Source organism: Buchnera aphidicola (Cinara piceae), assembly GCF_900699035.1.
Classification (GTDB): Bacteria; Pseudomonadota; Gammaproteobacteria; order Enterobacterales; family Enterobacteriaceae; genus Buchnera_F; species Buchnera_F aphidicola_AV.
Map to the genome: position 1 here is coordinate 266,046 of NZ_LR217739.1, position 15,573 is coordinate 281,618.

12 protein-coding genes are annotated in these 15,573 nt (G+C 22.0%); 5 read left to right on the forward strand and 7 right to left on the reverse strand.

Annotation, left to right across the window (positions count from 1 at the left end; genetic code table 11):
- The first annotated feature begins 25 nt into the window (after window positions 1–25).
- From BUCIPICE3303_RS01145 to BUCIPICE3303_RS01155, 3 genes are read left to right on the forward strand one after another with little or no spacing between them, the layout of a single operon-like run.
- The gene (locus tag BUCIPICE3303_RS01145; RefSeq protein WP_154049284.1) at window positions 26–271 is read left to right on the forward strand and encodes an acyl carrier protein; all 246 of its coding nucleotides are present in this window, start codon (window positions 26–28) and stop codon (window positions 269–271) included.
- Window positions 272–282: 11 nt separating this feature from the next.
- The gene (locus BUCIPICE3303_RS01150) at window positions 283–1,278 is read left to right on the forward strand and encodes a DNA polymerase III subunit delta' C-terminal domain-containing protein (RefSeq protein ID WP_154049285.1); all 996 of its coding nucleotides are present in this window, start codon (window positions 283–285) and stop codon (window positions 1,276–1,278) included.
- A gap of 27 nt (window positions 1,279–1,305) precedes the next feature.
- Window positions 1,306–2,109 carry a TatD family hydrolase gene (locus BUCIPICE3303_RS01155; RefSeq protein WP_154049286.1) on the forward strand — a complete coding sequence of 268 codons (804 nt, stop codon included), beginning with the start codon at window positions 1,306–1,308 and terminating at the stop codon, window positions 2,107–2,109.
- A 131-nt stretch (window positions 2,110–2,240) separates the two neighbouring features.
- On the opposite strand, the gene asnS is transcribed toward BUCIPICE3303_RS01155, so the two are convergent.
- From asnS to BUCIPICE3303_RS01170, 3 genes are all read right to left on the reverse strand, one after another.
- Window positions 2,241–3,638 (reverse strand): asparagine--tRNA ligase, encoded by a 1,398-nt coding sequence (gene asnS, locus BUCIPICE3303_RS01160; protein ID WP_154049287.1) that lies wholly within the window; start codon window positions 3,636–3,638, stop codon window positions 2,241–2,243.
- 225 nt (window positions 3,639–3,863) lie between these two features.
- Window positions 3,864–4,805 carry a rhodanese-related sulfurtransferase gene (locus BUCIPICE3303_RS01165; protein ID WP_154049288.1) on the reverse strand — a complete coding sequence of 314 codons (942 nt, stop codon included), beginning with the start codon at window positions 4,803–4,805 and terminating at the stop codon, window positions 3,864–3,866.
- Window positions 4,806–4,919: 114 nt separating this feature from the next.
- Complete coding sequence (locus BUCIPICE3303_RS01170; protein WP_154049289.1) at window positions 4,920–7,784, reverse strand: valine--tRNA ligase; 2,865 nt, start codon at window positions 7,782–7,784, stop codon at window positions 4,920–4,922.
- A 684-nt stretch (window positions 7,785–8,468) separates the two neighbouring features.
- Between BUCIPICE3303_RS01170 and argF the strand changes: the two genes are divergently transcribed.
- Together argF and BUCIPICE3303_RS01180 are read left to right on the forward strand one after the other, a co-directional pair.
- Window positions 8,469–9,482 (forward strand): ornithine carbamoyltransferase, encoded by a 1,014-nt coding sequence (gene argF, locus BUCIPICE3303_RS01175; RefSeq protein ID WP_154049290.1) that lies wholly within the window; start codon window positions 8,469–8,471, stop codon window positions 9,480–9,482.
- A gap of 39 nt (window positions 9,483–9,521) precedes the next feature.
- On the forward strand, window positions 9,522–9,899 hold the full coding sequence (locus tag BUCIPICE3303_RS01180) for a RidA family protein (protein WP_154049291.1): 378 nt from the start codon (window positions 9,522–9,524) through the stop codon (window positions 9,897–9,899).
- A gap of 77 nt (window positions 9,900–9,976) precedes the next feature.
- On the opposite strand, the gene BUCIPICE3303_RS01185 is transcribed toward BUCIPICE3303_RS01180, so the two are convergent.
- From BUCIPICE3303_RS01185 to truB, 4 genes are all read right to left on the reverse strand, one after another.
- Window positions 9,977–11,722 carry a DEAD/DEAH box helicase gene (locus BUCIPICE3303_RS01185; RefSeq protein ID WP_154049292.1) on the reverse strand — a complete coding sequence of 582 codons (1,746 nt, stop codon included), beginning with the start codon at window positions 11,720–11,722 and terminating at the stop codon, window positions 9,977–9,979.
- A 273-nt stretch (window positions 11,723–11,995) separates the two neighbouring features.
- Complete coding sequence (gene pnp, locus BUCIPICE3303_RS01190) at window positions 11,996–14,089, reverse strand: polyribonucleotide nucleotidyltransferase (protein ID WP_154049293.1); 2,094 nt, start codon at window positions 14,087–14,089, stop codon at window positions 11,996–11,998.
- A 211-nt stretch (window positions 14,090–14,300) separates the two neighbouring features.
- Window positions 14,301–14,570 (reverse strand): 30S ribosomal protein S15, encoded by a 270-nt coding sequence (rpsO, locus tag BUCIPICE3303_RS01195; protein WP_154049294.1) that lies wholly within the window; start codon window positions 14,568–14,570, stop codon window positions 14,301–14,303.
- A gap of 232 nt (window positions 14,571–14,802) precedes the next feature.
- Window positions 14,803–15,570, reverse strand: coding sequence for a tRNA pseudouridine(55) synthase TruB (truB, locus tag BUCIPICE3303_RS01200; protein WP_154049295.1), 768 nt, complete (start codon window positions 15,568–15,570; stop codon window positions 14,803–14,805).
- Between the last annotated feature and the right edge of the window lie 3 nt (window positions 15,571–15,573).

Consider the following 15,573-nt stretch of genomic DNA (forward strand, 5'->3'; position numbering starts at 1 on the left):
TAAAAATAACAATTGAGATAAATATATGAATAATATTCTTGATCGAACAAAAAAAATAATCAAAAAACAATTTCAAATAAAAAATAAAAATATTTCATCAAATGATGATTTAAAAAAAAAATTTAAAATGGATTCATTAGACTTTATAGAATTAATTATGTTATTAGAAGAAGAATTTAAAATTGAATTATTTGATATCGAAACAGAAAAAGTAAAAACCATAAAAGACATAGTAACATATATTATGAAAAAAATTAAACAAAAAAAATAGAATATTTATCAATGAAAAATTACCCATGGTTAATTAATCAATACAAAAAAATAACAAAAAAATATTTTAATAATAAATTACATCCAATAATTTTAATTCAAGCGCATATTGGTATAGGAATATCACAACTAATTTTTAATATTGCTCGATGGATTCTTTGTTTACATAAAAAGAAAGACAATAATTGCAATCAATGTTTATCATGTATCTTAATAAATCAAAAAAAACATCCAGATTTTTATAATGTTGATGATATTTCTAAACATAAATATATTGGAATCAATATAATTCGTACTATTATAGACAATATATATCATAGTTCACAACAAGGTGGGGCAAAAATTGTTTATTTTTCATCAATTAATAAGCTAACTATAGAAGCAAATAATGCTTTATTAAAAGTAATAGAAGAACCACCGAAAAATACTATATTTTTTTTAAATACAACTAATATAAATAAAGTTATTAATACAATTAAAAGCAGATCTACAATTTACTATATAGCTCCACCAAAAGAAAAAGATAATTTACTTTGGTTAAAAGAAAGAAATAAAATTTATAATTCTATTCAATTATTAACAGCTTTACGAATCAATAATAATGCTCCTATAATTACACATAAATTTTTAAATAGTAATGAATTAAAAAAAAGAAATATATTTATGATAGCAATATATCAATATATGGTGAATAAAAAACACATTGATTTATTAACAATAATATTAAATTATAGTAAAAAAAAAATAATTACATGGATTTGTTACATTATTCTAGATGCTATAAAATATCTTACATGTAAAAAATATAAAATCCAAAATTTAGATCAACTTAAATTAATTATAAAAATAGCAAAAATAAATAATTTCAATATATTAATTACACATTTAATATCTTGGATTCAATGTAAAAAAATATTATCTTATTCATATAATATTGATAAAAAATTAATACTTACAGAACAAATTTTTTTGTTAATGACTGAAATATTAAATAATAATAACATTTAGTTTAAAAAATAAACAGGAATTAAAAATATGTTTTTAATTGATACTCATTGTCATATTAATCATATTAATACTATTAATAAAAATGACAATATAGATAATATTTTAAAAAAAGCTTATAAAAAAAATGTTAGATTATTTTTATCTATTTCAACTTCAGTTCAAGATTTTTATCATTTATTTCAATATACTTATTTTTATAAAAATATTTTTTTATCTTGCGGGTTACATCCCAATTATACTCACCATAAAAATGATTTAAAAAATATAGAAATTATATCTAAATATGATAAAGTTATTGCTATCGGTGAAACTGGGTTAGATTTTTATAGATCAAAAGAAAAAAAAAAACAAATTGAACTTTTTCAAAATCATATATTGATATCTAAAAAAATTAAAAAACCTATTATTATTCATACTAGATGTGCAGACAAAGAAATAATAAATATTTTAAATTCTTACAAAAATCAATTATATCCAGGAATTATACATTCATTTACAGGAACTGTAGATTTTGCAAGAAAATTATTAGATATTGGATTTTATATTTCATTTTCAGGCATAATTACATTTAAAAAATCAAATGATTTACGGTCTATTTTAAAATTTATACCGTTAAATAGATTATTTATTGAAACTGATTCACCTTATTTATCTCCTGAACCATATAGAGGTCAAATAAATCAACCATGTTTATTATGGTATATTGCTAAAATAATTCAAAAATGTTTAAAAATAGATTTTTTAACATTCACTCAAATATTAAATAAAAATTTTTTTACTCTATTTAACATTAAAAATAATATATATCAATCATATAATCAAAAAAAATAATTTTTTTATATAATTTTAATAAATACAATAAAAATTGTATTTATAAAAATTTATATATTACTATGTAACATTTATTATTTTACAATTTAAAAAAAAAATATTTATTTTATTTAAATTTAAAAAATAAATATTTAAAAATCTGCATGCCCTACAGTTCTAGGAAATGGGATTGATTCTCTAATATTTTTAATTCCTGTAATAAATAATATTAATCGCTCTAAACCTAAACCAAAACCTGCATGAGGAACTGTACCATATTTTCTTAAATCTTTATACCAATCATAATTTTCTTTATTTAACCCCATTTCATTCATTCTTGTCTCTAAATAATTAATTCTATCTTCTCTTTCGGATCCACCTATAATTTCACCAACATGTGGAAGTAGAATATCAAATGCAGATACTGTTTTTTCATCTTCATTTATACGCATATAAAAAGCTTTTAATAATTTTGGATAATTTCTTATTATTACTGGCGCTTTAAAATAATTATTTACTAAATATTTTTCATGACATGAAGATAAATCATCCCCCCATGAGATCTTTTGATTAATAATATTATTATTTTTCAATAAAATATTAATAGCTTCATTATATTCAATATTTACAAAATCAATATTTAAAAAATTATTTAAACGAAAAATAATATTTTTATCAATTTTTTTTTGTAAAAATAATAAATCAGAAATACAATTATCTAATACAAAACTAACTGAATATTTTAACAATTTTTCCGCAAAAATAGATATGTCATTAATATCTGAAAAAGCTTTTTCTACTTCTAACATCCAAAATTCTGTTAAATGTTTTTTTGTGTTAGAATTTTCCGCTCTAAAAGTTGGACCAAAAGAATAAACCTTAGATAACGCACAAGCATACGCTTCTAAAGTTAATTGACCGGATACAGTTAAAAATACTTTTTTTCCAAAAAAATAATTTTCTTTATTAATACTTTTTTTTGTATGTAAATGATTGTTAACATCTAAAATAGATACTTGAAACATTGATCCCGAACCTTCTGTATCAATACTTGTAATAATAGGAGTCGATACCCATATATAACCATAATTATTTAAAAACTGATTTAATGACTGAAATACTACATTTCGAATTCTTGCTATAACACTAATTAAATTAGTACGAGGACGTAAATGACCAAAATTTCTTATATATTCTATTGTATGTTTTTTTGCTGACATAGGGTATGAATCGGGACGATCTACCCATCCTATTATTTTAATTTTATTAGCTTGAATTTCATAAGTTTGTAAATTACTAGGAGATAATGTTAAATAACCTGATACTATAACAGAACAACCTACAGTTAATTTTCTAATTTCTGCAGAATAATTAAATAAAGATTTTTTAGCAATTACTTGAATAGTATATGCAGAAGAACCGTCATATATAGTTAAAAAGGATATTCCTATTTTTGATATTCTTTTACTTCGTATCCATCCACTCATAGTAATTATTTTATTTAAATAATTATTTTTTGTATAAATTTCAAATATAGAAATTTTCTTCATAATTATTTCCTAATATATAAAATACAAATATTTAAATTTTAATATTATAAATATTAAATTATTTAAATTACTAAAAATAAATTTATTTAAATAAAAAATTAAATACAGATAAATATATAAATTTCATTTATATAAAAAATATTATATTAATAGAAATATAAAAAGTAATTTCTATTATCACTATATATAAATATAATTAATTATTTTTTATTAAAAGTTCTATATTTATAATTTATTTTTGCAATCTAAACAACAACATGAATTCAATTTTATCGAACATTTTCGACATTGAATAAATAAACGATGACAAAAGTTATTTAAACAATTAATATGTATACTATCTGTATATTTTTTACAATTAATACATTTAGAAAATATATCATTAGTAATTTTTTCAGATAAGCGGTCATCAAAAACAAAAATTTTTCCTTTAAAATAGTTAGTAAAATTATATTTTTTAACTTGTTTGAGATAACTCAAAATACCACCATATATATGATATATTTGAGAAAAACCTTTATATTTTAATAAAGCAGTAGCTTTTTCACAACGAACCCCGCCTGTACAATATAAAACAATTTTTTTATTTTTATATATTTCTAAAAATGTAGGCAATTTTTCTAATTGTTCACGAAATGTTTTAGCTGGGATTGATAAAGAATTATCAAAATGTCCTACTTCATATTCATAACTATTTCGCATATCAACAAAAACAAAATTTTTATTAAAAAAATATTTATTTACTAAATAAGCATTTAAATAAATACCGTTCTTATTACTTGAAAAACAAAAGTTTTTAATTTTACTAGATACAATTTGCTTTTTAATTTTAATTCTTAAATTCCAAAATGCCATTCTTTTATTTTCAATTGTATAATTAATATACATTCTTCTAGTTTTAGTATGAATTTTTTTGAAGAAGTTTTTGATATATTTATATTTAATAAAAGGAATACTAATTGTTCCATTAATTCCTTCACTTGAAACATAAATACGTCCTAAAATATTCTTATCCTGTAAATTTAACCTAATAAAAAAAAGTAATTTTTCAGGATTTGAAATAAAAAAATACTTATAAAAAGATAAAACAATACGTTTATTATATAAATAATGTATATATACATTTTTTAAATTATTATTTGAAACTATTTTTTTTATTTTATACATAAATGATATATTCTTTTAGTAAAAAAATAATAATTATGAAGTAGATAAATTCAATCTAATAAATAATTAATATACTGTTTTATATAAATTAAAAGTAATAAATAATTATTATATTTAAATTAATATTTTTTTTAATAAGATATTTTTTTGATCATTAATTTTTTTTAAAATATCAAAATTGTTTTTTAATAAAGATTGTTTTTCTAAAATAAAACTTGAAGGAGCGTTTGTTAAAAATTTTTTATTTGATAAAATATAATTTATTTTTTGAATTTCTGTATTAAGTAAACTAATCTTTTTATCTAAACGCTGTAATTCAATATTAATATCAAAACATGAATCAATAGAAATAAATATTTCAACATCATCAACAATACGAATTATAACAGAAGATAAATTTAATGGTGATTTAATTTCAATCATACATTTTAAATAAGCTATTTTTTTCAAAATTATATTATTTTCTTGTAAAAAAATTCTTTGATATAAAGAAACATTTTTATAATAAACGTTTAGTAATTTCGTATGCTTCACTTTAGTATCTACTCTAATAGATCGTAAAACAGAAATAATTTTTTGAAACCAATTCATAAATTTAATAACATATATATTTTTTAAATTTGTATTATATTTTGGAAGAGAATTTAAAATGATTACAGAATTAAATTCTTTATTTGATTTATGTAATATAGTCCAAATATACGTGGTAATAAATGGTATTATAGGATGAACAAGAAGAAGAATATGACTCAGTATAAGAAATAAAAAATTTTTAATGATATTGATTTCATAAACTGAACCAGTCTGTAATATTGGTTTTATCATCTCTAAATATTGATCACAAAATTTATTCCATATAAATTTATATAATAATGTTGATAATTGATCAAATCGAAATAATTTTAAAGAAATATGATATTTTTTAACAACTTCATTTAATTCATTATAAATCCATTGATTTAATATACATAAAAAAATGTTTGCTTTGTTAAATACATTTTTTTTTATGTTATGTATAACAAAACGACTAGCATGCCAAATTTTATTACAAAAATTTTGATATCCTTTCAAACGATTCATATCCCAATTAATACTTCTACTTGTAGATGCTATAGATAAAAAAGTAAATCGTAAAGCATCAGTACTATGAGACAAAATTCCTTTCGGGAAACTCTTGATAGTATTTATTTTAACTGAATTTATCTGTTTAGAATTTAATAAATTCTTTGTTCGTTTTTTTATTAGTTTTATTAAACTAATACCATCAATCATATCTAGTGGATCTAAAATATTACCATAAGATTTTGACATCTTTTGACCTTGTTCATCTCGTATTAAACCGGTAACATATATATATTTAAAAGGAATTTGAGGGTTTCCAAATTTATCTTTTATAATATACATAGTAATCATAATCATGCGAGCAATCCAAAAGAAAATGATATCAAAACCACAAACTAAAACATTAGTTGGATGAAACATATGTATTTTCTTAGTATCTACCGGCCATCCTAAACCAGCAAAAGTCCACAAACTTGAAGAAAACCAAGTATCTAATACATCAGTATCTTGTTTAAGAATGATATCTTTTTTTAAAGAATATTCTTTTCGAATTACTTCTTCACTTTCACCCACATATGCATTATTTTGTGAATCATACCAAATTGGAATTCTATGTCCCCACCATAATTGACGAGAAATACACCAATCTTGAATATTATTCATCCAAGATAAATACATATTTTTATATTGTTTAGGAATAAAAATAATCTTATCTTCTTTAACTGCTTTAATTGCTTCTATAGATAATAATTTTGTACTTAAGTACCATTGATTAGTAAGCATAGGCTCTAAAATTACACCACTTCGATCTCCATGTGGAATATTATTTTTATACGAAATTACCTTTCGTAATAAATTCTCTGACTTTAAAAGAGATAAAATATTTTTTCGTACAATAAAACGATCAAGATTTCGTAAATTTTTTGGAATATGATTATTAAATATTTTTTCTTTTTTACCATTATAATTAAAAATATTCAATTTTTTTAATGTTTTCCCGTCTCTAGTAAAAATATTAATCATAGGCAATTTATTACGTTGTCCAATATCATAATCATTAAAATCATGCGCGGGCGTTACTTTCATGCATCCTGTTCCTTTTGATATATCAATAGATATATCACCAATAATAGGAATAGACCGATTCATAATAGGAACTTTGACAAAACAACCAATATATTTCTTATATCTATTATCACTTGGATGAACAGCTAAAGCTGTATCTCCTAATAGTGTTTCAGGTCGAGTAGTAGCAACTGTAACATATTTTTTATGTAAAGAAGCACTATTATGATCATCTATTAAAAAATATCTAATATACCACATCATACTTTTACATACTTTATTTTCAACCTCTAAATCAGAAATTACTGTCTGAAACTTTGGATCCCAATATACTAATTTTTTACGTCTATAAATTAATCCATCTTTATATAATTTAATAAAAACATTATTTACTGCTTTTGAAAAATTAGAATCTAATGTAAATCGAACTTTCGTCCAATCAATTAAATGACCTAAACGTTTAATTTGATTAAACATAATTAATTCAGATTTTTTTTTCCAATCAAAAATTTTTTTTATAAATTCTGATCGAGTATACGCATCTTTATTTTTACCTTCTTTTATTAATAAATAACGCTCAACAACCATCTGAGTTGCAATACCCGCATGATCTGTTCCCATTTGTAATAATGTATTTTTTCCAGACATACGATGATACCGAATTAAAGTATCCATAATTGTCTGTTGAAAAGCATGCCCCATATGTAAATAACCTGTTATATTTGGCGGTGGAACCATAATACAAAAATTATCACGATTTAAAAAATCATTATTATGAAAAAAAAATTTATTTTTTCTACAATATTTTTGTATCTTTTTTTCTATTACATGAAAATTATAATTTTTATCCATAGTTTTCTACAATTATATGTGTGTTTTTATTTACAATAAAAATATAAAATTTATACTTTAAGTTTAAAGTGATAATTTAAAAAATAATTATTAAAATATGTTTAAAAAAATTGTTTTAATTAAAAAATATATATTTATATATAAAAAAAATTACTTATATCAAAAAAATTAATATAAATTACAAAATAAAAAACTTTATTTTTAATATACAAAACAAATTATTATCTAATAATATTTTCATTTATATACATATATAAATATATATTGTAAAATAAAATTTCATTATTATCAATTAAATAAAAAATTTTTTCATAAAATATACGATATATAATATATATTTAAAATATTAAAAATATTTCAGAAATTTATAATCATAAAAATTAGTGAAAAAATCTTTAATATAAACATTTTTTTAAAAATAAAATAAATATTATTTAGTAAATAAATGATTTATTATAATTCATTTATTTTTCAAAAATACTATTCATTACATATTGATATCTTAAAATAAATATAAAATTTAATAATTATCTATAAAATAGTTATGTATAAAAATAATTTTTATAAATATAATATATATAAAAACATATTAAATAAAAATTCAAAAAAAAATTAAAAAATTTTTACTTAAAAACTAAATAATTTAAATTAAAAGTTTAAATTTTAATATATAAGAAAAATATTATGAAGACATTATATAAAAAAAGTTTATTGCAATTATCAGACTATACATATAAAGAAATTATTTATTTAATAAAATTATCACAATTTTTAAAAAAACAAAAATATGATAAAAAAGAAAATAAATATATAAAAGGAAAAAATATAGCGTTAATTTTCGAAAAAGAATCCACAAGAACCAGATGTGCTTTTGAAATAGCAGCTTATGATCAAGGAGCAAATATTACATATTTAGGTCCTAATGATACACATATCGGGTATAAAGAATCTATTCAAGATTCAGCAAAAGTATTAGGAAGAATGTATGATGCAGTACAATACAGAGGTTATAATGATAAAATCATCAAAAATTTTAAAAAATATTCTAAAATACCTGTTTGGAACGGTTTAACTGATACATTCCACCCTACACAAATCCTAGCAGATTTACTTACTATTAAAGAAATCTACCCTACAAAACCATTTAAAAAAATTAAATGTGCATATGTGGGCGATGCACAAAATAATATAGCAAATACTTTACTAGAAGCTGCTTATATTACAGGATTAAAAATAAATATTGTGGCTCCTAAAATATATTGGCCTAAAAAAAATTTTTTATTTAAAATAATAAAACAAAGAAAAAAAAATAAAAATATAATATATACAGATAATATAAAAAAAGGCGTTAGAAATGTTGATTTTATCTATACAGATGTATGGGTTTCAATGGGGGAAAAAAAAGATATTTGGAAAAAAAAAATAAAAGAATTATATCCGTATCAAATTAACAAAAAAATGCTTAAAATGACAGATAACAAAAATATAAAAGTATTACATTGTTTACCAGCACTACATGATAAGAAATCTATATTAGGAAATGAAATACATAATAAATTTAATATTGATAATGGATTGGAGATTACTCACGATATATTTAACTCGGATGTAAATCTTAGTTTTGAACAATCTGAAAATAGATTACATACCATTAAAGCTTTATTAGTTTCGTGTTTATCAAAAAAATCTTTTTTTTAAAAATTATTAACAAAATATAAAAAAACTTATGGAACTATGATGTTAAAGAAAAAATATACACCAAATAAAATATTTGGACCATATTCACCTATTTTTCAAATAAATAATTTATTCTTTCTTTCAGGGCAAATACCCGTTGATCAAAAAACAGGAATAATTCCTAAAGATTTATGTAAACAAACAGATTTAATATTAATGAATATATATAGTTTATTAAAAAATCATAAATTAAATATTAAAAATATCATTAAAACTACGATATTTACTACAAAAATGGATAAATTAAAAGAAATTAATTTATCCTATAAAAAATTTTTCGATCAATATACTGATACATATCCTGCGCGATCATGTATAGGTGTATCAGAACTACCCCAAAAAGTAAGTATAGAAATTGAAGCAATAGCATCTATATAATAATTTTATGCCACTTAGTGGCATAAAATTTAATAAAAATAAAAAATATAATATATCATTTATTATAATAATTTATATTAAATTTTATGTTTTTTATAATTTTTGTTATTACGTAATATTATATCTCTTTTTTTTATTTGTAAAGCCAAAGGTATTATAGGTTTAATTTTAATGGGTTTATTTAAAATACGAGTATGTAATAAACGAGCTAATAACCGTTGAGAATGCTTTTTAGGTAATTCTATAGTAGAATGATTTGTAAATAATCTAATATTACCAATTAAACGACTACTAATATCTCCTTCATTTGCAATAGCTCCCACTATATGACGAACTTCTATTTTATCTGTACGACCCACTTCAATACGATAGATAATCATATCTTCTAATTTTTTATTATTTTTAGTAAATCGATTATTTATAGATTTTTTATTATACATCATTCTTCTTTTATTAAAAGGTGATGATACATATTGTTTCCTAAAAGATAAACCGGAATAATTTTTTTCAGGAGGAATAATTAATGGACGATCACCTTGAGCTAATTTTAATAAAGCTGCTGATAATTTCTCAAAATCCCAACCTTCTTTTAAATTTAACTTAAACAATAATTTTCTATATACATCTAAATCACTACTATTTAATTGTTTTTGTACTTTTTCTGAAAGTATTTTTAATCGATGTTGTACAACTAATTCAGATTTTGGTAATTCTACTTCTAGAATAGAATGTTTTATTATTCTTTCAATATTATAAAGTAATCTACGTTCACGATATTCTACAAATAATAACGCACGACCTGTTCTACCTGCTCTTCCAGTCCTACCGATACGATGAACATATGATTCAGCATCCATAGGAATATCATAATTAATAACAAAACTAATTCTATCAACATCTAAACCACGTGCTGCAACATCAGTAGCGATTAATATATCTAATTTTCCTGTTTTCAAACGCTCTAATGTCTGCTCTCGTAATAATTGATTCATATCACCGTTTAATGCTGCACAATTATATCCGTTTTTTTCTAAAGCTTCAGATACTTCTACTGTAGCATTTTTTGTACGAACAAAAATAATTGTAGCAGAAAAATCTTCTATTTCTAAAAATCGAATTAAAGCATCAGTTTTTTTACCGCGAACTATCCAATAACTTTGTTGTATATCAGGACGAGTAATTCCAGTAGACTGTATTTTAACTTCTTTAGGTAAATCCATAAATCGTCTAGATATTCTACGAATAACATTAGGCATAGTAGCTGAAAATAAAGCAGTTTGATGTTTTTTAGGAATTTTTGACATAATTGTTTCTACATCTTCTATAAAACCCATCCGCAACATTTCATCTGCTTCATCTAAAACTAAACTACTTAAATTTATTAAATTTAATGTTCCTCTTTTTAAATGATCTAATAAACGACCTGGTGTTCCAATGATAATTTGTGGTCCTTTTCTTAATGCCTGTAATTGAATTTCATACCTCTGACCACCATATAAAGCTAAAACTTGTATTCCAGTAAGATATTTAGAAAAATCAGAAAAAGCCTTTGCTACTTGTATAGCTAATTCTCGAGTAGGAACCAAAACTAGAATTTGAGGAGCTCTTAAAGAAATTTTAATATTATTTAATAATGGTAATGCAAATGCTGCTGTTTTTCCACTACCAGTTTGTGCCATTCCTAATACATCTTTTCCTGATAATAAATAAGGAATACAAGTAGATTGAATAGGAGAAGGTTTAACATACCCTAATACTTCAAGGGATTTTAATAAAAAAGAATTAAGTCCAAAAACGGAAAAAGAATTATAAATTTGAGTCATGTAGAGTATAAGCCTCTTATGTTACAACAATGGCCAGTATACTACATAACTCATTATGAAAATTGCTATTAATTTTCATTAAAGAGTATGAACCGGCTAAATTGAATGTATATACATTTTTTAAAAAAAATAATAAATTATTTTAATAAAATAACTATATACTAAAATATTTAATATTTTTAGCTGAATTAAAAGAATGTTTATTATACAATAAAAATTTATAATTAGATAGTATCTAACATATAAAATATCAATTATGTATAATATTACAAATTATTTCAGCTCATTAATATTTTTCATACTTAATCTAATACGGCCTTGTCGATCTACCTCTAATACTTTTACAGAAATAATTTGATCAATTTTTAAATAATTCACTACTTTATCTACTCTTTTATGTGAAATTTGAGAAATATGAATTAACCCTTCCTTACCCAAACCGATAGATACAAAAGCGCCAAAATCAAGAATACGAGTTACTTTTCCTGAATAAATTTTTCCAATTTTAATATCTTCAGTAATTTCTTTAATTCTACGAATAGCATTTTTAGCTTTTTTTCCAATAGAAGCTGATATTTTTACTATTCCATCATCTTTAATTTCAATAATTGTTCCAGTTTCTTCTGTTAACATTCGAATTATAGAACCGCCTTTACCTATTACATCTTTTATCTTTTCAGGATTAATTTTCATTGTATATATCCTAGGAGCAAATTTTGAAATGTCACTTCTAGGGATTTGTAAAGCAGTTTCCATAATATCTAAGATTTTTAATCTTGCAAATTTTGCTTGATAAAGAGAATCTTTAATAATATTAATTGAAATTCCAGAAATTTTTATATCCATTTGTAAAGCAGTAATACCTATTCTACTCCCGGAAACTTTAAAATCCATATCACCTAAATAATCTTCATCCCCTAAAATATCTGATAAAATTACATAAGAATTATTTTCTTTTATTAAACCCATAGCAATTCCCGCAATTGCGGATTTAATAGGAACACCGGCATCCATTAAAGCTAAAGATGCACCGCAAACAGAAGCCATTGAAGAAGAACCATTAGATTCTGTAATTTCAGAAACTAAACGAATTGTATAAGGAAATTCTTCAATATTAGGCATTACAGCTAAAAAACTACGTTTAGCTAATTTACCGTGACCTATTTCTCGTCTTTTAGGCGAACCAACAATACCAATTTCACCCACAGAATATGGAGGGAAGTTATAATGAAATAAAAAATTATCAGTTCTATCTCCTAAAAGATCATCTAGATTTTGCGCATCACGAGATGTCCCTAGAGTAGCAGATACTAAAGCCTGAGTTTCACCTCGAGTAAATAAAGCAGATCCATGAACACGAGGAAGAACACCAGTTCTTACATCAATATATCTAATTGCATTATTTTCTCTACCATCAATTCTTGATTTACCTTTTAAAATACGTTTACGTACAATATTACGCTCCAATAAATATATATTTTCTTCAATTTTAGCTGAAATTAATGTATTATCATGATTTAATAAATCTAAAACTAATTTTTGTTTAATATCACTTAATTTTTTTAATCTCTCTTTCTTTTCTAATATATGATATGCTAAATTAATATCTTTTTTAATTTTTTTAGAAACTAAATTATATAATTTTTCATCCAGTCTATAGGAAATTGAATTAATATTAGGAATTTTATTTGCTTTTTTAGAAAATAAATAAATATTATCAATTAATGATTTTTGATTTTCATGTCCAAATAAAATAGCATTTAAAATTTCTTCTTCAGACAATATATTAGCTTCCGCTTCAACCATAAAAATAGTATCTTTAGTACCTGATATAACTAAATCTAAAAAACTTTTTTTAATTATTTCTGTAGAAGGATTTAAAATATATTTATTATTTATGTATCCAACTCGAGCTGCACCTATAGGACCTAAAAAAGGTAAACCAGATAAACATAAAACAGCAGAAGATCCAATGATAGCAATAATATCAGGATTGATTTGAGGATTTACTGAAATAACTGTTACAATAATTTGCACTTCATGTAAAAAATCTTTAGAAAATAACGGGCGAATAGGTCTATCAATTAGCCTGGAAATCAAAATCTCATTTTCACTAGGACGACCTTCTCGACGAAAAAAACCACCCGGGATTCTACCGGCAGCATAAGTACGTTCTTGATAGTTCACAATTAGAGGAAAAAATTTTTGTCCTACTGGTACTGTATTATCACAAACAATAGTAACTAAAACAGTTGTATCATCCATACTAGCTAAAACTGCAGCAGTAGCTTGTCGGGCTATAACTCCAGTTTCTAGAATAATAGAATGATCGCCATATTTAAATTTATGTGTAATTGGTTTTAACAAAATTAACGTCCTTATAAAAAGTGATTTAAAAAAATACTTATATTTTATTAAAAATAACTTCTTATATTAAAAATTTTAAAAAAAATAAACTTATCTTTAATAAATACAAAAATACAAAGAAAAGAGCTATAAAAGCCCTTTTCTATATATATAATTATACTCTATTTACTAATAAATTTTAATGTTATATAATAATAATTATATAATAAGTTTAATAACGTAAATCTAAATCTTTAATTAAAAATAAGTAATGTTTGTGTTTTTTAGATTTTATATAATCTAATAATTTTCTACGACGAGAAACCATATTTAATAATCCTTTACGACCACAATGATCCTCTTTATTAACGGAAAAGTGTTTTTGTAAGTGATTTATTTTTCTAGTTAATAATGCAATCTGTACAGATGAACTTCCACTATTACTATATAATTTTCCATACCTCATAATTAAATCTTTTATTTCTAATTTATTTTTTAACATAAATATACCTAATATACTTATTTATTTAATGTAATAAAATTATAATTTTTTATAAAAAATTATAATTAATTAAATAAAATACATTCTAAATTAAATCATGATATATATATTTTATTTTTTTAATTTCTAAAAATATATGATTTAGTTTTTTAAAAAACTAAATTAAAAGAATCCTAGAAAAAAAATACATAAAATACATTTTTTTTAAAAAATTTTTAGTATCTTTTTCAAATTATTTGATTAGTGGATATTTTAAAAAAACTGAACTAATAGGTAATAAAAATGTATTTAATATATTAAAAAGACAAAATTTATATTCTTGTTGTATATCCATTTTTTTAATTTGATACAAATCAGATAATTTGACTAATTGTGACGAATAATAAGGACCTACTCTTAAACGACGTAAAAAAATTACATGTGCACCACAATGTAAATTTCTCCCAATATCATACACTAAACTACGAATATATGTTCCTTTAGAACATACAACTGTAAATTCCAAAAAACAATCAATAAATTTAATAAACTTTAATTGATAAATAATTAATTTTCTTTTATCACGAGGAATAGTAATACCCAATCGAGCATATTTATATAATGGTATTCCATGATATTTAATAGCTGAAAACATAGGAGGAACTTGATATATCACACCGATAAAATTTTTTAAAATTTTAATTAAATAATTAATGTTTATACATACTGCGCGCGTCTCTAATACTTCTCCAGCTAAATCACCGGTTGTAGTAATTTCTCCTAATTTAGCTATTACATGGTATTTTTTTACTGAATTAGTTAAATATTTTGAAAATTTTGTTGCATGACCAAATAAAATAGGTAACATTCCAGTAGCTAAAGGATCTAATGAACCCGTATAACCGACTTTTTTTGCAAAAAAAATTTTCTTAATTTGTTGTAATATACAATTAGAAGAAACTCCTTTTGGTTTATCTAGTAATAATATTCCAGTATAATCTATACCATCTCTATAACCCATTTG